Genomic DNA, 18,541 nt, shown 5'->3' with positions numbered 1-18,541 from the left:
CCCACCGCCCATCAACCCGCCGAGGAGTCCTCCCGCGGCGCCACCCGAGGGCGCGGCGGCGCGCGGCACCAGGCCCTCCACCGCGACGTCCAGCACCGCGGCGGCGCCCGGCGGCACGGGCTCGGACTCCAGCGACAGGCGGTACAGCGTGGGCTCCGGCCGCTCCAGCTTGACGGGCCGGCCGCCCAGCTTCGCGTCCGACAGCGTCAACCGGCGGCCCTGCGCGTTGGGCGTCAGCCGGAGGTACAGCTCGGTGAGGGGGTGCTTCCGGGCCAGCACCTCCACCTGCACCCGGCCCTTCACCCCGCGGGCCTCCGGGTCCACCTCCAGCTGCACGCGGTAGAGCGGCAGCTCCTCCAGCGGCCCCAGCGCCTTCGCGGCCCGCTCACGCTCGGCGGGCTTCAGGTGCTGGAGGCACAGCTGCACCTCGGGTGAGGCCGGGGGGTCAGCGGGCGCATTGCCCCACGCCAGCGTCCCGGAGAGCACACACCACAGCAGGCACCCATGGAGGAAGGTCCGCATGCGGCCATGCTAATTGACCCGGGTCACCCCTGCTCATCTACCCTGGACCTCCCATGCATTCTCGAACGCTCGTCATGGCCGCCGCCCTGGGGCTGATGGCCTGTGCGCGGCAGGTGCCCGCCTCGGCTACGCCCACCTCCACCTCGACCGAGCCCCGCGCCGTTCGGCTCCTGCTGGACACGCCCGCCCGGGAGACCCACACGCTGACCCAGCTGCGCGAAGACGTGGAGGTGGACGCCACCGAGGGTGAGCGCACGCCGCGTGTCGTCGCCACCGGCCAGACGCCCACGCTGAGCCTGGGCGGACACCGGGCCCGTCTTTACGGCGACGCGAAGGGCACGCTCGGCATCTCCGTGGACAACTTCCTGCTGCTGGAGGTGCTGGACGCCCGTGGACAGGTGACCCGGCGCGCCACCGTGGGCTTCACCGAGGCGGTCCACATGGGCCGGGAGCTGGTGGACAGCGTGGGGCGCCGCGCCTTCACCTTCGAAGCGGGCGAGGTGGACATCACCCACCTGCTGCCCGACGCCGCCCCCTTCCAGGTCCGCGCGACCGCGCTGGACACCTGGGGCGTGGGACGGGTGAGCGACGTGTACCTGCTGCTCGCCCCGGGCAGCCGCGCCGATAACGACGACCTGCGCGACCAGTAGAACCCGTGGCGCCGTCCCGCCCACGTCGAGGGCGGGACGCTTCACGACCGCATCAGAAGCGCAGCGCTCCGGCGGGAGCGGGCGCCTGAAGCCCCGCGCCTCCACCGCGCACCGAGCGGATGCCGCCCAGCACCGCGTCACACCCGGCCGGGCCGCACACGTCCGTGGGGCTCAGCGGGTTGGCGCCACCGCCCTGCGTCGCCATCACCGCGCCCACCGTGCCGGCGGCCACCACCGCGCCAATGCCGGCCCACACGTACCAGCGGCCATACCAGGGCTTGGAGCCCTCCACCTCGGGCGTCGCCGGGTCCTCCGCGAACGACAGGCCCGGGGCCGGCTCGTCGTCGGGGTCCAGCCTGGAGGACGGCTCCAACACCGGGCTCTTCGGCACGTCGGCGGTGGCCACGGACGTGTCCAGCAGGGGCCGCAGGTTGCCCGTCACCTCGTAGCTCCGTCCCGCGAACACGGTGATGTTGTGCACGTCCGGCTTGAAGCCCGGGGCCCGGAACTCCACCTCGCGCGAGCCCGGGCGCAGCAGCACGTTGGCCTGCGGCACGGCGCCCACCTTCTGCCCGTCCACCATCACCACCGCGTCCGCCACGTCCGCCGTCAGCGTGGCGAAGCCCATGGTGGCGTCCATGGACACCAGCACCTCCGCCTGCGTGCCCGCCTTCACGTCGATGCGCCGCGTGAAGTCGGCGTAGCCCACCCGGCGCACCACCAGGTGGTGCTCGCCCGGGCGGACCTCCACCGGCACGACGGCCGAGGAGAGGACGCCGAACTCCTTCCCATCCACGAACAGCTTCGCGCCGCGCACGTTGCCCGTCATGCGGACGAGCACCTCCGTCTTCGCGGGCGTCAGCGGCGCCAGCAGCAGGTCGTCCTGGGCCGCGGGCTTCTTCTTCCCCCTCGCGGGCGCCTTCGCGCGCACGGGCCTCTTGGCGGGCTTCTTCTTCACCACCTTGGGCTTGGGCTTGCCCGTCTTGGGCTTCGACGGCGTGGTGAGCGGCGCCAGGAAGTCATCCTGCGCGAGCGCGGCCGAAGGGGCGGCCAGGACAGTCACCAGGGCGAAGACGACGATGCGGTGGAGGCTCATGACGAACCGAAGGTTAGAGAGTCATCCCAAGGGAATCAAACAGAGTCCCAGCGCCCCGCCGATTGGGAGAATATCCGCCCCCATGCACCGCGTCCTGCCCACACTGGCCCTCCACCTCAGCGTCCTCTCCCTCACAGCGTGCACCGCGAAGGCGCCGCCTAGGACGGTGCCCGCGCCCCCCGCGCCCCCCGCGGTGAAGATTCCCGCGGGCTGCGAGCAGAACCAGGGCGGCGAGTACCACCACGCGGGGAACCCCGCCTTCCGGTACTACGGTGACGATGACGGCGGCACGCTCTCCTTCGCCGTCGTCCGCGCCCATGACTCGGAGGTGGTGGACGCCCCGGACGCGGGCTCGCCGTCCATCGTCCTGCGGCGCACCCCCGCGGGCTTCGTGGGCGAAACGCGCGCCACCGGCTTCTCCGGCGCCGGGACGCCCTGCCCCGTCACTTTTCCGACAGAGGTGGTGCGGTGCACGGACGCGGGCCTGACGCTGCGCTCGGCGACCAGCACCTCCATTGACGAGGACTGCCGCACGGCCCCCGCGGGCGCCCCCAGCGTACGGATGGAGCAGGTGCTGCTGCGGGGCCCGCCGGACGCGGGCAGCTCGCCGGACGCGGGCACCTAGAAACGCGAAAGGGGTGAGGCGGCGCGGTGCCAGCCTCACCCCCGTCTTCCCGAAGTGAGGACGCCGCTCAGGCCGCGCGGCGGGGCTGCTCGTCGGGGGTGTCCACCGCGGGGGTGGACTCCACCAGCTTCATCCGGCCGGACAGGCCCTGCAGCAGGCTGGAGCTGCCCACGTACAGGAAGCCCGCCAGGAACAGGACGATGAAGGGCACCGACGTGTAGATGCGCGCGTCGATGGCGAACCACAGCGCGCCGGTGAAGTACGCGGCGAACAGCAGCTCCACCAGCGGCAGCAGCGTCTTGCTGCCCCGGTACGCCTTCTTGATGGTGACGGCCTTCTTGCCCTCGGCGCCCGTCTTCGGCGTGCGCGCGAAGCCGGACTGCTGGTTGAGCAGCGCCTCCGCCACGGCCTTGGCGTTGCTGATGGCCAGGCCGATGCCCAGGCTCATGAGGAAGGGCAGGTACTTCACCCGCTCCCACCCCTTCGCGCCGCGCTCACGCTGCGCCGCCACGTAGAAGAAGCAGACGCTGGCGGTGGCCGTGAGGAAGAAGGGCAGGTCCAGGAAGAGCGTGCCGTACAGGCCGTGCTGGAAGCGCACCACCATGCTGATGGGCATCAGCACCGACAGCAGCACCATCAACAGGTAGGCCATGTTGTTGGTGAGGTGGAAGAAGGCCTCGCGCTTCACGAGCAGCGGCAGGTCGCTCTTGAGGATGGTGGGCAGCAGCTTCTTCGCCGTCTGGATGGAGCCCTTGGCCCAGCGGTGCTGCTGGCTCTTGAAGGCGTTCATGTCCACCGGCACCTCGGCCGGGGAGATGACCTCCGGGAGGAACACGAACTGCCAGCCCTTGAGCTGGGCGCGGTAGCTCAGGTCCAGGTCCTCGGTGAGCGTGTCGTGCTGCCAGCCGCCCGCGTCGGAGATCGTGTCACGGCGCCAGATGCCCGCGGTGCCGTTGAAGTTGAAGAAGCAGCCAGAGCGGTTGCGGGCGGTGTGCTCGATGATGAAGTGCCCGTCCAGGAAGATGCTCTGGGCCTGCGTCAGCAGGGAGAACTCGCGGTTGAGGTGGCCCCAGCGCACCTGCACCATGCCCACCTTGTCGTCCGAGAAGAACGGCACGGTGCGCGTCAGGAAGTCCGGGCTGGGCACGAAGTCCGCGTCGAACACCGCCACGAACTGGCCCTTCGCCAGCTTCAGGCCGTTCTCCAGCGCCCCCGCCTTGAAGCCCTGGCGGTTGGTGCGGTGGATGTAGACGATGTCGTGGCCCTTCAGGCGCTGGCGCTCCACGCACGCACGGGCGATGCCGCACGTCTCGTCCGTCGAATCGTCCAGGACCTGGATTTCGAGCAGGTCGCGCGGGTAGTCGATGCGGCACACCGACTCCACCAGTCGCTCCACCACGTACATCTCATTGAAGATGGGGAGCTGGATGGTGACCTTGGGCAACGACTCCAGCGCGCCCTTCGGCGTCGGCAGCTTGAACTTGTGCCGGTAGTACAGGAACGCCATTCGGTACCTGTGCGAGCCGTAGACTCCAAGCACGCCCAGGAGACTGAAATAAACGCCCAGAAAGATGATCTCGACGGTGGTCATCGGTGACGCTCAACCCCTGCCACAGCCCAGAGGGCCTGCGGTCCTTCCGTGCGGGTCGGCCCGGCTGATTCCGTCTCGCGCGTACCGCCGCGAGATGGGTCGTCCAAGCCCCCACATCGTATGTACCCGAAATGACAAGGTTTTGACCTTCGGGGAGTGATCGGCGCCGGACAATAGGAACGCGTTCAAGGCCGTGTCAAACTATTCCCCGGAATTGAACGTTCCGTTCACGGGCGCCTGACACCCTGCGTCACTCCTATCACACCCAGCTTGTGGCCCTGGCGCCGGGGTTGAAACAACGCCAGGGGTTGACCGACCTGAGGGGTCAGCTCACGGCCAGGAGCGGCGCGGCCAGGTCCGGCGGGGTCTCCACGGCGGGGGCTTCCAGGATTCCGGCCTCATCGCGGGTGGCGAGCGCCAGGATGCGCTCCGTCAGCGCGGCGAAGTCCAGCCCGGCCCTGGCGGCGATCTTCGGCAGCAGGCTGGTAGGGGTGAAGCCCGGCAGCGTGTTCACCTCCAGCACCACGTCGTTCTCCGTGTCCGAGCACAGCAGGTCCACCCGCGCCTGCCCGCGGCAGCCCAGCGCGCGGTAGGCCGCCAGCGCCAGGGCCTCCACGTTGGCCACGCGCGTGGGGGACAGCCGGGGTGGGCAGAAGTACGCGGCCCCGCCCTTGTACTTGGCGTCGAAGTCGAAGCCCTCGCGCGGCGTGGCCACCTCGCAGCTGCCCAGCACCTGGCCGCCGAGGAGGCCCACCGTGACTTCACGGCCCGCCACGTAGCGCTCCACCAGGGCCTCGCCGCCGAACCGGCTGGCCTGCGCCACCGCGGACGCCAGCGCCTCCGGCGCACGCACCACGGCCAGCCCCACCGACGAGCCGCCGCACGCGGGCTTCACCACGCACGGGAAGCCCAGGTCGCCGTGCAGGGCCGGGACGCGCCACGCGTCCTCGCGCGCCACCGTGTAGCCCTGGGGCGTGGCCAGGTTGTGCAGGCGGAAGAGCCGCTTGGCGAAGGGCTTGTTCATGGCCAGCGCCGACGCCAGCACGCCCGAGCCCGTGTACGGCAGCTCCAGCAGCTCCAGCAGGCCCTGCACCCGGCCGTCCTCGCCCATGCGCCCGTGGAGCGCGACGAAGGCCACGTCCAGTTCGGCCGCGCGCAGCGCCCGGTCCAGGCCCGGCCCCGCGAAGATGCGAGTCACCTGATGGCCTCGGGACTCGAGCGCCGCCACCACGGCCTCTCCCGTCTTGAGCGAAATCTCCCGCTCCTCGCCCCACCCGCCCATCAGCACTCCCACGCGCTTGCCCATGTCGATGTTGCCTCCTGGGCGGAGCACAGAGCACGGATGATGCCAGCCACGGGGCGGCCTGGCGGAGCGGGGCCTGGCGTGCGCCGCCCCCGCGAGTGCGCCACACCGCCCGCATGATGGCAGGCGAGCGGGCGTGTCCTACAGGCCACGGCGTGGTCTTCCGGCCACGGGAGCGGTGCACCGGGGATGGACTTCCCCAGCCCCGCCCATTGAGGGCCGTGTCAGCAGGGCTCAGCTCGACGGGTGGTCGGGCACGGGCTGCGTCGGCCCGGTTCCCGAGTCCGCGGGGTTCCCCGCATCCGGATCCTCCGAGCCCGCATCGGCGCCCGCGTCCGAATCACTGGTGCCCGCGTCCGAGTTGAAGCCGCCATCGGCGCCCCCGTCGGACGGCGCGGCGTCGTCGGAGACGCACGCGTTGTCGACGCAGGTGTAGCCCTCCAGGCACTGGTAGAGCTCATCGCAGGGCTGCCCTTCCTCGTCGAAATCGACGAGGAGGCTGCACGCGGACAGCCCGGTACCCAGGGCCATGAAAGCAACGAGGTTTCGCAAGGGACGGCGCATGGCTAGTAGTTCCGGAGATCGTCTTCGTCGAGTGCGGGCCGCTTCTTCTTCTCTTCCTGTCGCCGCCGCTCCTCCTGCCGCCGCCGCTCTTCTTCCTCGCGCTGCGCCGCGGCCTCCTCCTGCTTGCGCCGCTCCTCCAACTCCTGGCGCTGGCGCTCCACCTCTTCACGGCGCTTGCGCAGCTCCTCCTCACGCTTCTGCGCCTCGTCGTCCTGCGCGCGCGTGTCGGACTGCGTCTGCGTGGAGGCGGGCACCGCCTGCGCGGGAGGCGGAGGCATGGGCAACGCCTCCTTCGTCGCGGCGGGCTCCGACGCCGGCGTGGCACGGGGCGCCCGGGGAGGCGACTTGGAGCCGCCGCTGCCGCCCTTGGCGAAGGCCAGGTAGCCGCCCGCGCCCGCCGACGCGAGGCCCAGGAGGATGCCGACGTCGGCCACCAGCGCGTACGACTTGCCCGTGCTCTTGATGTCCTGGGCGCGGCTGCTGTTCTGCGCCGCGCGCTTGAAGTCATCCGACTTCGCGGAGGCCTCCATGCCGAAGTAGACGCCGCCGGCCAGCAGCGCCACGCCGGTGGCCATCAGCACGTAGCCCACGGTGCGGCGCGTGGTGCTGATGCCCCCCGCGAAGTGCGTCACCGGCTTGCCGCCCTGGCGCGGCGCATCCGCCGACACCAGCTGCGCCAGCAGCGCCTGCGAGCCGCCCACCAGCCCCTCCCCGCGCGGCACCGTCCCCAGCGCGTAGGCCTGGTTGTGGCCATCCGACACGTCCAGGCGCAGGCCCGTCACCTCCAGCGGCGCCGCCCCGGCGCCGCCGCGCACCAGCAGCGCCAGCACCTGGGACACGCCCGCGAGCGTCCCCAGTTCACGCAGGGCCGCGTCGCGCTCCGGGCTCTCCGGCTTGCGCGCCGCCTGCTCGGTGAATGTCTGCAGGCCCTTCTGCGCCGCCACGGGGGCCAGCGTCAGGCTGACCTCGCCTTCGCGCTCCCGGCGCTGCGTCAGCGCGTAGCCCGGCGCCACCACCGTCACGTAGTGGTCGGCGGCCGTGAGGTCGGCGACGTCCACCGGCGAGATGCCCCGGAACTGGCCGTCCACGAACACCTGGGCCGGCACCGGCTCGGTGCTCACGCGCAGGCTCGCCTTGGCGCCGGTGAGCACCGCCTTGCGCTCCTTCTCCACGAAGGTCATCTCCTCCGGCGGGAAGAAGTTGGGCGAGAAGCGCGCCTCCGGGTTCAGCGCCAGCGCGGTGCGAATCTCCAGCTGCGCGGCGGTGTTTTCACCGTTGGCCACCTGCGACGCGGCCTTCAGCACCCGCGCGCGGCTCAGCTCGGTGAAGCGCTGGGAGAGGTCGGCGCCCTCGTAGCCGCGCACCGCCTTGTCGAAGTGCTCGAGCGCCTTCTCGGTGTCGAGCTCGTCGTAGGCGCGCTGGCCCGCCTTCATCGCCGCGGCGGCCTCCACCTCACGGGCCTGGCGCTCGCGCTGCCCGTCCGCGTCCAGCGCGTCCGCCAGGCGCACCAGCTTCAGCCGCCCCGAGCGCGTCACCGCCTCTTCCGCCTCGCGCGCCAGCCGGGCCGCGTCGCCACGGGCCGCCGCGTCCAGCGCGATGGCCACCACGGTGACCGTCGCCGCGTCGGCCGGCGCCTCCGCCGTCGCCGCGCTCAAGGCCCGGGGCACCAGCCGCGAGGACACCGGCGTCTGCGCCGCCGCGGGTCCCACGGCCAGCAGTCCCACCAGCCATCCACTCAACGCGGCGTGAACCGCTCGCACATTCGAAGGTCGCATCTCTCGTTCACCTTTGGCTCGTTGCGCATCAAACGGACTGCGCGGTGAAATGCAAGTGAGAAGGAGTCCTCAACGACCCGCTGCCCGGGCCGGCGCGCGCGCGGGAGCGGAGGTCATGCCGTGGAGATAGTCCAGGGCGACCCTCAAGGGATGGTCCTCCAGCTTCGCGGTGACGTCCCAGGGCTTGAGGTTCTCCGGCAGGCCTCGCTGCTGGGGCGCGGCGGGCTCGGTCGCGGCCGTCGGCTCGGCGCGGAAGTGGCGCCGCAGGTCCTTCTCCCGCACCACGTCGCGCGGCACCTTGCCTCCCGGCGCGTCGGGGACGAGGAAGTCCGGGGTGATGCCGCGCTCCTGGATGCTGCGGCCCTTGGGCGTGTAGTAGCGGGCAATCGTCAGCTTCAGCCCGGAGCCGTCCTCCAACTCGATGACCGTCTGGACGCTGCCCTTGCCGAAGGTGGGCGTGCCCAGGATGCTCGCGCGGCCGTGGTCCTGGAGCGCGCCCGCCACGATTTCGGACGCGGAGGCGCTGCCCGCGTTGACCAGCACCACGACGGGGTAATCCTTCTCCGTGTCGCGGTCCTTGCTGCGCTCCACGGTGGCGCTCCGGCCATCCCGCCCCCGCGTGGAGACGATGGGCAGGTTGCCCGGCAGGAACCTGTCACTCACCGCCACCGCCTGGTCCAGCAGCCCGCCCGGGTTGTTGCGCAGGTCCAGCACCAGCCCGCGCAGCTCCTTGCCGCCGTTGAGCGCGCGCAGCCGCTCCAACTCCTTGCGGAGGTCCAGGTCGGTGCGGTCCTGGAAGTTCTTCACCTTCACGTGGGCGATGCCGCCATGCAGCGCGCCCTCCACGGACACGATGCGGATGTGGTCCCGGATGATGGCGATTTCGCGCGGCGCGCTGAAGCCCTCGCGCATGATGGTCAGCAGCACGCGTCCGCCGGCGGGGCCGCGCATCTTCTGCAGCGCGCGCCCCACGTCCATGCCCTCGGTCCGCTCACCGTCGATGCCGACCAGCTCATCGCCGGCCTTGATGCCCGCGCGCGCCGCCGGGGTGTCGTCGATGGGCGCCACCACCACGATGCGCTCGCCCTTGCGCGCGATTTCGATGCCCAGGCCGCCCCACTCGCCCGAGGTGTCGATTTTCATCTCCCGGAACACGTCGGGCGGGAGGAACACCGTGTGCGGATCCAACGTCTCCAGCATGCCCTGGATGGCGCCGTACATGAGCCGCTGGCGGTCCGGCGACTCCACGTAGTTGTTCTCCACGTAGGAGAGCACTCGCGCGAACACCTCCAGCTGCCGGTACGTGGCGGCGTCGCGCTCGGCCTGCTCCGCGCGGCCCGCAATCTCCGCGTCCTTCCTGGGCGGCTCCGAGGCCTGCGCCCACGAAGCACCCAGGAGGAAGAAGGCGGTCAGCGCCGAGCGCCATGGCTGGGAGGAACCCGTCACGTCGGTACGTCCTTTCCCGGGGCGGCCCCGGAAGGCTCGTACCAGTCTACCCGGCCCTCACAGCTCCGCCGAGTCGGCGAAGCGCACCAGGTGCGACACCAGCTCGTCCGGGCGCTCCAACTGCGGCACGTGCCCGAAGCCCTCCACCACGCGCACCTGCGCATGGGCGGGCAGGTGGGCGCGGTACCAGTTCAGCGTCTCCGACGGCAGCAGCCGCTCACTGCCGCCCCACAGGAACAGCAGCGGCATGGCCAGGTTGCGCACCTGCTCCGGCTCCAGGCAGGCGCGCGTGGCCAGCGCCTCCGCGGTCAGCGCCCGCACGGTGGGTGTGTCGTAGAAGTGCCGCAGTTCGTAGGCGAACAGCAGCGCGGGCAGGGGCGGCCGGTGGAACAGGCGCCGCGTGAAGGCCCGCGCCTCCGCGGGGGACTTCACGACGAACGAGTTGAGCAGCGCGGTGTTCTCCGCCTCTGGCAGCTGCGCGCCCGCGGGGGCCACCAGCGCCAGCGCGCGGACCCACTGGGGATGGTCCGCCGCCAGGTTCACTGCCATGGCGCCCCCCAGTGAGTTGCCCACCACGAAGGCCGGCGCCTTCACCACCTCTTCCACGTAGGTGCGCAGCACCTCGAACTGGTTGCGCACACACACCTCTCCGCCGCAGTACTCCACGGAGAAGCCGTGTCCTGGCAGGTCCGGGGCGTACACGCGGGAGAAGCGCTTCGCCATCCCGAAGAGCGTGCGTCCAAAGCCGTTGGCCGAGCCGCCCAGGCCGTGCACCAGCACCACCGGCGGCCCCTTGCCCTGCCCCTCCAACGCGTAGTGGTGCACCGTCTGACTGCCGACCTGCACCGTCGTGGACTCGACACCCCGCGCCACCAGCATGTGCCGCAGCGCCTTTTGCATTCCGCCCATCAGGTCCATGCGCTCGACTGCTCCTCGCAGAAGGATTTCACGACGATAACAACGTCCGCGCGAACTTGCCGCAACGCGTTATGGTCCTGGCGCCAGCCACAGGGCGGGGTCGACCGCCTGCCCGCCCTTGCGCACCTCGAAGTACAGGTAGGCGCCCTTGAGGGAGCCGGTATCCCCGACCTCGCCCACGACGTCTCCAGGGAGCACCCTGCCGCCCAGCGCGGGGGTGATGGTGGACAGGTGGGCCATGAGGGTGTGGTAGCCGTCGCCGTGGTCCAGGATGAGCAGGTTGCCGTAGCCGCGCAGGGCGCCGGCATAGGCGACGGTGCCCTCGGCCACGGCCCGCACCGGCGTGCCCGCGGCGGCGCGGATGTCCAGGCCCTTCTGGACGGTGACGGTGTTGAAGCGCGGGTTGACGACCTTGCCGAAGCCCACCTCCACGAGGCCTGAGACGGGCTGGGGGAGCTTGCCGCGCAGCGCGCCGAAGCCGCTCGTCGCGGGCAGCTCCTTCAGGTCCAGCACCATGCGCGTCAGCTCCGCGTCGGCCTGCTCCAGCTCGCGCACCGCGCGCCGGGCCAGCTCCGCCTCACCCGCGAGCGCGCCCACCACCTCCTCCAGCCCCTCCTGCTGCAGGCGGGCCAGCCGCTCCTGTTCCTGGAGGAAGACCATCCGCGCGGCGAGCGACGCCTGGAGCCGCTCCAGCTCGCGTGTCGCCTGACGCTGCAAGCGCGCCACGCGCTGCACGGTGCGCAGCAGCTCCAGGTCGCCGGACATGCTGGCCTCCAGCGCCCGGGCCCGCCACACCAGGGCGGCGAAGTCCTCGGCCGACAGCAGCACCTCCAGCGGGCGGCGGCGCATCAGGCGGTACAGCGTGCGCAGGCGCGGCGACAGGCGGCGCAGTTGCAGCTTCAGCGCCTCGGCCAGCACGGCCTGCTCGCGCTCGGCCAGCAGCACGCGCCGGCGGAACACCGCCAGGTCCCCTTCCAGCGAGCGCACGCGCCGACGGGAGAAGGCGGCCATCTCCTGCATCAGCTCCACGCCCTCCAGCACGGAGAGCTTCTTCGCCTCCACCAGCGCCAGCGTCGCGCGCTGCGCGCTCAGCCGCTCACGCACCGCGGCCTGTTCGGCCTCCTCCGCCGCCGTCGCCGGAGCCGCCGCCACGGCCGTCGAGGCCCACAGCCCCAGTGCCAGCAGCAGGCGCCAGCTCATACGCGGAGGAAGCGCCCCACGGCGACGAAGCTGCCGCCCAGTCCCAGGCCGCAGCCAGCGCACAGCAACTCCAGCACCAGCCGCGGCTCCACCCACGGCGCCGCGACACCGGGCCCCAACAGGAAGGCGAAGAGCGCGCCCAGGGTCGGCCCCAGCACCCGGCCAAAGGCCCACAGCCCGAAGAGCGCCACCGCCGCGCCCAGCACGCCCTGGAGCAGGCCCTCCAGCAGGAAGGGCGCCTTGACGAAGCGGTCCGTGGCGCCCACCAGCTTCTGGATTTCAATCTCGCCGCGCCGCGAATAGATGGCCAGTTGCAGCGTCGCCGCCACGATGACCACGGTGGCGCCCAGCACCACCGCGAAGGCCACCAGCGAGCCGAAGCGCAGCGCCCGGGCGATGGCGGACAGCCGCTGCACCGCCGCCTCGCCATAGTCCACGCCCGCCACGCCGGGCGCCGCTCGCAGCGTCTTCGCCAGCGCCAGGAGCGCGTCAGGGTTGCGCCGCTCCGGCGGCACGCGCAGCTCCAGCGACACCGGCAGCGGGTTCTCCGGCAGCTCCGCCAGCGCCTCGCCCAAATCCCCCAGCTCCGAGCGCAGCCGCGACAGCGCGGCGTCCGGCGACACCAGCGTCACCTCACCGCCGCTGAGCGCCAGCACGAGGGAGCGCACCCCGTGGACCTCGTCCGCGTCCAGTTCGGGCGCCAGGTACACCGTCACCTCCACCTCGCCGCCGAGCGACGCCAGGAGGTTGTCCAGCACCCGCGCCGCGCCCCGGGCCATGCCCGCGGAGAACAGGGCGATGGCGATGGTCGTCACCGCGATGAAGTGCACGAAGGGCGAGTGCTTCAGCCCCACCGCCGCCGAGCGGCAGAAGTACGTGACCTTCGACAGCGCGCTCATACCACCATCCGGCGCGCCGCCTTGACGCCGTCCTCGTCGGACACAATCTGCCCGCGCTCCAGGCGCACGGTGCGCTTCTGGTAGCGCGACAGCAGCGTCGCGTCGTGCGTGGCCACCATCACCGTGGTGCCGCGCACGTTGACCTGCGTGAGCAGGTCCATGATTTCGACGGTGAGCGCCGGGTCCAGGTTGCCGGTGGGCTCGTCCGCCAGGAGGATGGTGGGGTCATTGACGAGCGCTCGCGCGATGACCACGCGCTGCTGCTCTCCACCCGACAGGCGCAGGGGGTACGAGCCCGCCTTGTGCTCCAGCCCCACCAGCTTGAGCATGCGCCGCACCTTCTCGCGCGCCTCCGCGCGGGGCACGCCCAGCACGTCCAGCGTGAAGGACACGTTGTCCTCCACCGTCCGGTGTGGCAGCAGCTTGAAGTCCTGGAACACCACCCCGATGTTGCGCCGCAGGTACGGCACCGCGGACTCACGGATGCGGGCGATGTTGCGGCCACCCACGAGAATCTGCCCCTTGGTGGCCTTCTCCGCGCAGAAGACGAGCTTCAGCAGCGTCGTCTTCCCCGCGCCCGAAGGGCCCGTGAGGAACACGAACTCGCCCTTCTCCACGTTGAGGTTGATGTCCGACAACACCGGTGGGTCGCCGGGATACGCCTTGTATACGTGGAAGAACTGAATCATGGCGGCGGGCGGGAGGCCGCCAGCCTAGCACGCCCGGGCTACTGCTCGCCCTCGCCCGCCAGGTAGCTGAGGATGACCTCGTCCAGGCTCTTCTCCGAGATGAGGTCCTCGCCGAAGAGCGTCTCCACGCCAATCTCGTTGATCTTCGGCTTCTCCTTGAGGGCGCGCGCCGCGGCGACCTCCGGAGGAACCACGATGGGCGCGGGAACCGCCACGGGAGGCGGAGGCGGAGGCGGCCGCTGCGCCATGGACTGGCCGGGCTGCATCTTCACCTGCGCGGGGTCCATGTCCGCCGCGAGCTGACCGGGCTGGTAGCTGCGGGCGATGGACTCGTAGCTGTCGTACACCCCGTTGATGAGGTTGCGCAGCATCTCCTTGTGCTGCTCCTCCATCAACTCACGCACGACCTCCGCGAGGTTCTCCGCGTTGAGGATGTCCGCGTAGGACGTCTTCTTCGACGCGAGGATGTTCCCGCCCACGAACAGGTGGGTGATGATGTGGGGGTTGTTGACGCCCGAGTCCTCGGTCTGGACGTGGTAGACCTTCCCCTTGTGCTTGATGTTGTGATTGAAGCCGGTGACGGCTTTTTCGAAGGTTTTCGTCATCGCCGAGGTCGCGGACCGTACCAGCCGCATCCGCACGACACAAGGTAAGCGTGACCTGCTCGCGTCCTTCCTGCACGCCTGGCTCCCTGGCCCACCAACCGTGCAGGCCACGGCGATTGCCCGGCAGTTCCGTTGAAAAGCTGAAAGCGGCTGGGATACGTACAGGCTGACGGACGGGGTTCCCCATGCCCCCATCAACGGCCAGGACGCCCGGATGAAGACCCAAGCGATTGAAAAGAAGGTGCGTCAGCAAGACGCCCAGGTGCTGGCGCAGGGGTACTCGCCCGCCATCCGCGCGATGGAGATCGCGGCCATCGTCTCCTTCATCTCCCTGGAGGTGGCGCTGGTGTACCGGCTGTGGGGCAACCCCTATGCGGGCACGTGGCTGCTGCTCAGCGCGGTGCTGCTGGGCTACCTCGCCGCGGACTTCGTCTCCGGCTTCGTCCACTGGATGGGCGACACGTGGGGCTCCACGGAGATGCCGCTTTTGGGCAAGGCGCTCATCCGCCCCTTCCGCGAGCACCACGTGGACGAGAAGGCCATCACCCGCCACGACTTCGTGGAGACCAACGGCAACAACTGCCTCATCTCCCTGCCAGTGGCCATCATGGCCCTGTGCCTGCCCATGAGCGGACCGGGCTGGGTGTTCTGCGCGTCCTTCCTCGGCGCGATGATTTTCTGGGTGATGGCGACCAATCAGTTCCACAAGTGGTCGCACCTGGACTCGCCGCCCGCGCTCGTGGGCTTCCTCCAGCGCGTGCACCTCATCCTGCCCCCTGACCACCACCGCATCCACCACACCAAGCCGTACAACAAGTACTACTGCATCACCGTGGGCTGGATGAACAAGCCGCTGACGATGGTCCACTTCTTCCCCGCCGCCGAGCGCCTCATCACCTGGGCCACGGGCCTGCTGCCGCGCCAGGACGACATCGGCGCCGAGGCGGCGCGCGCGCTGGTGGTCGCCGAGAATGGCAACGAGGCCCCGGTGGTCCAGGCGGCCAAGGAGCTGCTCACCCAGGCCACCGCGCAGGAGAAGCCCGCCTCCACGCGGCCGTAGTCCCCTATCAGAAGGACAGGTCCACCTGCTCCGCGGCGGTGATGGGCCGGCCCAGGAAACGGGCGCCCACCTCCATGAAGCGCTCCGGCACGTCGGTGACGTAGTACGCGTGCTCGGGCGTGCCTCGCGACGCCGGCGCCAGTCCGCCGCGCTCCGACAGCAGCGCGGCCACGGCGTCCGCGGTGGCCTCCGCCGAGTCCACCAGCGCCACCTGGGGCCCCACCACCTCCGCGATGACGCCCTTGAGCAGCGGGTAGTGCGTGCAGCCCAGCACCAGGGTGTCCACGCCGTCGCGGGTGAACTCGGCCAGGTAGTCGCGCGCCACCAGCAGGGGCACGTCGCCCGTGGTCCACCCCTCCTCCGCCAGCGGCACGAAGAGCGGACAGGCGCGGGCCTTCGCCCGCACCCGCGGGTCCGCGGACTCGAGCGCGCGCTGGTAGGCGCCCGAGCGGATGGTGCCGGGTGTGCCGATGATACCCACCCCGCCGCCCTGCGTGCGCGCCAGCGCCGCCCGCGCGCCGGGGAGGATGACGCCCACCACCGGCACCGGCAGCGCCGCCTCCAGCGCGGGCAGCGCCACCGCCGAGGCGGTGTTGCACGCCACCACCAGCAGCTTGATGCCGCGCTCCAGGAGGAACTCCGCGTTCTTGAGCGAGTAGCGCGTCACCACCTCGCCGGACTTGGTGCCGTAGGGCACCCGCGCGGTGTCCCCCAGGTACACCGTGCTCTCATGGGGGAGCCGGGACATGAGGGCCTTGAGGACGGTGAGCCCTCCGACGCCCGAATCGAAGACACCAATGGGACTGTGGCTGCCTTGCCGCATGGAGCGTGTCCCTATCACGTTTGATGCCAGCGCCCGCTGAACGCACGAAGGGCCGGGATGCAGCATCCCGGCCCTCCGCTCACTTCCCCGCCGTCCCGCCGCGCTCAGTCCTCGATGAGGTACACCGGCAGCGCGGAGTTCGGGCCCGGGAACTCGTGGGCGACCACGTCGATGACGGGCGAGTTCTCCGGCGAGAAGTACTCGCGACCGTCGAGCGCGCTGGCGTACATCTCCACCACGTACCGGCCGGGCCGCAGGAACTGGTACACCACCACCGAGGCTTCGTTCGGGCCGTCGACGCAGTCGTGCCAGTCGCCGACGTCGCCGTACACCAGCTCGCCCGTGTAGAGGTCGCGGAAGTTGATGCCCACCCGCTGCAGGCCCGCCGCGTAGCAGGTCAGCTGATATCCGTGCCGCGAGCGCAGCTCCCACCGCACGGAGGCCCCGCCAATGGCCCACAGCGAGGCCGTGTGGGAGGTCGGCTGCCCCGCCTGGGTGAGGATGTCGCCCCCGAAGTAGTACCAGGGCAGCCCGTTCCTATCGATGGCGACGAACTCCAGGCCGTGGTAGCCCGGGTCCAGGTACGGCGTGCGGATCTGGTTGGCGGCGTGCCCCTCCCAGCACTCGAAGCGCTCCCAGTCACCGCCATCCACGCTCGCCTCGACGTGGGTAATCCCCGCCTGGTTGCAGTTGGGGCTGGGGCTGTAGCTGTTCGCCGGGAAGAGCCAGCTCAGGTAGGCGAAGGACGGCGGCAGGCCCACCGGGGTCAGGTCCACGTTCACCGTCACGTTGCCGTCCACGGTGAAGGTTCCCTGCGTCTCATACAGCAGCTCGTTGGTGTAGCCGACGCCCTCCAGGCGGAACGAGTAGGTCCCCGGCGCGAAGCGGTGGAGGACGATGCCGTCGAAGCCGTTCGCCTGGCAGTCATAGCGGCCGTCGTTGGCCAGCAGCTCGCCGGGGATGATGACGTTGACGCCCCGGACCGCGCGGTCATCGTCGCAGCGCAGCCCGCCGAAGCTCCAACGGAAGGTCACATCCCCCTCGTACCGGGGCACATCGCAGCACGGCTCATCATGGACGACACAGCCTGGGAGGATCGCAAACAAGCAGAGGAATGCGATCAGCAACCGGGAGTTCATGGGGCACCTGTCGGTGGGGTGGTGAGGTGTTCGGCCCGTTTCAGCTTCGTCCGACGGGCGGTCGCGGGAATTATTCACCGCCATGGGCAATCCAGCTCAAGTAACCAACCGTTTCCCCATTGTTTGACCCTGTCTTATCGGAGTGTTACGCGCTGCTCCCCATGACGCCCCACCTGCCCCTGGCGCTTGGCGCCATGAACTACGTGGAGATCATCCGCGACGCCTCCCTCATCGAGCTGGCGGTCCTCCTGCTCCTGATGGGCGTATCCGTGGCCTCCTGGGCCCTCATCGCCATGAAGGCGTCCCAGCTCGCCAAGGCTCGCGCACAGTCTCTCACCTTCCTCGACACCTTCTGGAAGGCCTCGCGCCTGGAGGCCATCTACCAGACGGCCCAGAAGCTGGACGGCTCGCCGCTCTCGAAGGTCTTCTGCGCTGGCTATGAGGAGCTGACCAAGCTGGCGCAAGCCAAGGAGGGCGGCACCGAAGGCGCGCTGGCCGAGCGGCTGGGCGGCATCGAGAACGTGGAGCGCGCGCTCCACCGGGCCTCCACGGCGCAAATCACCGAGCTGGAGAACCGGGTGTCCTTCCTGGGCACCGTGGGCGCCGCTTCGCCCTTCGTGGGCCTGTTCGGCACCGTCATCGGCATCCTGAGCGCGTTCAACCAGATTGCCGAGCAAGGCAACGCGACGCTGGCCACCGTGGCCGCGCCGGTGGGCAACGCGCTCTTCGCCACCGCCGCGGGCCTGTTCGCGGCGATTCCAGCGGTGGTCGCCTACAACTCGTTCGTCAGCCGCATCAAGGTGTTCGACACGGAGATGTCGAACTTCTCCGCGGACTTCCTCAACATCATCAAGCGTCACTTCTTCCGGTAGCCGGGGGCCACCATGGGAATGGGCGGAGGCAACCGCGGCGGTGGCCGCACCACGATGAGCGAAATCAACGTCACGCCCATGGTAGACGTGATGCTGGTGCTGCTCATCATCTTCATGGTGACGGCGCCCCTCATCCAGCAGGGCGTGAAGGTGAACCTGCCGGAGACCAAGGCCGCGCCAGTGGAGGCCACGGAGAAGAAGCTGGTCCTCTCCATCGACGCGGGGCGCAAGGTCTACATCGGTGACGCGGAGGTGGCGCTGGAGGAGCTGGAGCAGAAGCTCGCCGCCAACGCCAAGGCGCAGGCCGACAAGGAAGTCTATCTCCACGCGGACCGGGACGTGCCTTACGGGGTGGTGGTGGAGGTCATGGCCGCGGCGCAGCGCGCGGGCATCGGCAACGTGGGCATGATTACGGACCCTTCGACCAGGGGTCGGACGTCCAACAGCGGCAAAGGCAAGAAGGAAGCGAAGCGCTAGCCCATGACGCCCTCCGCGGTCAGCCACAGCCTGCTCGTCACGCGCTCCACGCGGCTGTCGCGCTTCGTGGGGGTGTCCGTCGTGGGCCACATCCTGGTGCTGGTGGCGGCGGTCGCGTACGCGCGCTACACCGCCGCGCCCAAGGTGGACCTGGACACCAAGCCCATCCGCGCCACGCTGGTGCGCCTGGGCAAGCCGCGCGACTCCAAGCTGCTGCCGCGCAAGGAGCAGCTCCCTCCGCCGCCCAAGAAGGTGGACGCGCCCAAGCCCGCTCCCGAGGCCCCCCC

The 18,541-nt window shown here is 70.5% G+C and carries 18 protein-coding genes and 2 pseudogenes; 6 read left to right on the top strand and 14 right to left on the bottom strand.

The features are described 5' to 3' along the window. Positions 1-522: pseudogene (locus HV824_RS29015) on the bottom strand (aminopeptidase); the annotation flags it as partial. A 53-nt stretch (positions 523-575) separates the two neighbouring features. Between HV824_RS29015 and HV824_RS29010 the strand changes: the two are divergent. After that, on the top strand, positions 576-1,172 hold the full coding sequence (locus HV824_RS29010; protein WP_176420972.1) for a hypothetical protein: 597 nt from the start codon (positions 576-578) through the stop codon (positions 1,170-1,172). Positions 1,173-1,224: 52 nt separating this feature from the next. Here HV824_RS29010 and HV824_RS29005 read toward each other — a convergent pair whose 3' ends face one another. Beyond that, positions 1,225-2,268: a PEGA domain-containing protein gene (locus tag HV824_RS29005; protein ID WP_176420973.1), complete on the bottom strand. Its 1,044-nt coding sequence runs from the start codon at positions 2,266-2,268 to the stop codon at positions 1,225-1,227. Between the two features lie 82 nt (positions 2,269-2,350). On the opposite strand from HV824_RS29005, the gene HV824_RS29000 reads away from it, so the two are divergent. Then, the gene (locus HV824_RS29000) at positions 2,351-2,893 is read left to right on the top strand and encodes a hypothetical protein (protein ID WP_176424719.1); all 543 of its coding nucleotides are present in this window, start codon (positions 2,351-2,353) and stop codon (positions 2,891-2,893) included. Positions 2,894-2,960: 67 nt separating this feature from the next. Here HV824_RS29000 and HV824_RS28995 read toward each other — a convergent pair whose 3' ends face one another. From HV824_RS28995 to HV824_RS28950, 10 genes are all read right to left on the bottom strand, one after another. After that, entirely contained in the window at positions 2,961-4,484 is a 1,524-nt protein-coding gene (locus tag HV824_RS28995) for a cellulose synthase family protein (RefSeq protein ID WP_176420975.1), read from the bottom strand. A gap of 325 nt (positions 4,485-4,809) precedes the next feature. After that, a complete protein-coding gene (locus HV824_RS28990) occupies positions 4,810-5,790 on the bottom strand; it encodes a D-alanine--D-alanine ligase (RefSeq protein WP_176420976.1) in 981 nt (326 codons plus the stop codon). A gap of 231 nt (positions 5,791-6,021) precedes the next feature. Further along, on the bottom strand, positions 6,022-6,318 hold the full coding sequence (locus HV824_RS28985; protein ID WP_255208424.1) for a hypothetical protein: 297 nt from the start codon (positions 6,316-6,318) through the stop codon (positions 6,022-6,024). A gap of 35 nt (positions 6,319-6,353) precedes the next feature. After that, complete coding sequence (locus tag HV824_RS28980) at positions 6,354-8,126, bottom strand: PEGA domain-containing protein (RefSeq protein ID WP_176420977.1); 1,773 nt, start codon at positions 8,124-8,126, stop codon at positions 6,354-6,356. A 69-nt stretch (positions 8,127-8,195) separates the two neighbouring features. Continuing rightward, on the bottom strand, positions 8,196-9,572 hold the full coding sequence (locus tag HV824_RS28975; RefSeq protein WP_176420978.1) for a S41 family peptidase: 1,377 nt from the start codon (positions 9,570-9,572) through the stop codon (positions 8,196-8,198). Positions 9,573-9,629: 57 nt separating this feature from the next. Beyond that, a complete protein-coding gene (locus tag HV824_RS28970; RefSeq protein ID WP_176420979.1) occupies positions 9,630-10,490 on the bottom strand; it encodes an alpha/beta fold hydrolase in 861 nt (286 codons plus the stop codon). 69 nt (positions 10,491-10,559) lie between these two features. Next, the gene (locus tag HV824_RS28965) at positions 10,560-11,753 is read right to left on the bottom strand and encodes a peptidoglycan DD-metalloendopeptidase family protein (protein ID WP_176420980.1); all 1,194 of its coding nucleotides are present in this window, start codon (positions 11,751-11,753) and stop codon (positions 10,560-10,562) included. Then, complete coding sequence (locus HV824_RS28960; RefSeq protein WP_163784109.1) at positions 11,687-12,589, bottom strand: ABC transporter permease; 903 nt, start codon at positions 12,587-12,589, stop codon at positions 11,687-11,689. The genes HV824_RS28965 and HV824_RS28960 overlap by 67 nt, the downstream gene beginning before the upstream one ends. Then, entirely contained in the window at positions 12,586-13,278 is a 693-nt protein-coding gene (gene ftsE, locus HV824_RS28955) for a cell division ATP-binding protein FtsE (RefSeq protein WP_163784107.1), read from the bottom strand. The genes HV824_RS28960 and ftsE overlap by 4 nt, the downstream gene beginning before the upstream one ends. Before the next feature lie 38 nt (positions 13,279-13,316). Continuing rightward, a complete protein-coding gene (locus HV824_RS28950; protein WP_176420981.1) occupies positions 13,317-13,883 on the bottom strand; it encodes a hypothetical protein in 567 nt (188 codons plus the stop codon). A 214-nt stretch (positions 13,884-14,097) separates the two neighbouring features. Here HV824_RS28950 and carF point away from each other — a divergent pair, with 214 nt between their 5' ends. After that, on the top strand, positions 14,098-14,943 hold the full coding sequence (gene carF, locus HV824_RS28945) for a plasmanylethanolamine desaturase (RefSeq protein WP_176424717.1): 846 nt from the start codon (positions 14,098-14,100) through the stop codon (positions 14,941-14,943). A 7-nt stretch (positions 14,944-14,950) separates the two neighbouring features. Here the strand turns inward: carF and murI are convergent, their stop codons facing one another. After that, positions 14,951-15,766: a glutamate racemase gene (murI, locus tag HV824_RS28940; RefSeq protein WP_176420983.1), complete on the bottom strand. Its 816-nt coding sequence runs from the start codon at positions 15,764-15,766 to the stop codon at positions 14,951-14,953. Positions 15,767-15,870: 104 nt separating this feature from the next. Further along, positions 15,871-16,800, bottom strand: coding sequence for a hypothetical protein (locus HV824_RS28935; protein ID WP_368671050.1), 930 nt, complete (start codon positions 16,798-16,800; stop codon positions 15,871-15,873). Positions 16,801-17,066: 266 nt separating this feature from the next. Between HV824_RS28935 and HV824_RS28930 the strand changes: the two genes are divergently transcribed. From HV824_RS28930 to HV824_RS28920, 3 genes and pseudogenes are all read left to right on the top strand, one after another. Beyond that, positions 17,067-17,777 (top strand): MotA/TolQ/ExbB proton channel family protein, encoded by a 711-nt coding sequence (locus tag HV824_RS28930; RefSeq protein WP_011555704.1) that lies wholly within the window; start codon positions 17,067-17,069, stop codon positions 17,775-17,777. 12 nt (positions 17,778-17,789) lie between these two features. Next, on the top strand, positions 17,790-18,254 hold the full coding sequence (tolR, locus tag HV824_RS28925; RefSeq protein ID WP_176420985.1) for a protein TolR: 465 nt from the start codon (positions 17,790-17,792) through the stop codon (positions 18,252-18,254). 3 nt (positions 18,255-18,257) lie between these two features. After that, positions 18,258-18,541, top strand: a pseudogene (locus tag HV824_RS28920) (energy transducer TonB); the annotation flags it as partial.

It is taken from the genome of Myxococcus sp. AM009 (genome assembly GCF_013372605.1).
Lineage (GTDB): Bacteria > Myxococcota > Myxococcia > Myxococcales > Myxococcaceae > Myxococcus > Myxococcus vastator.
This window is presented reverse-complemented; position numbering and strand designations above follow the sequence as displayed.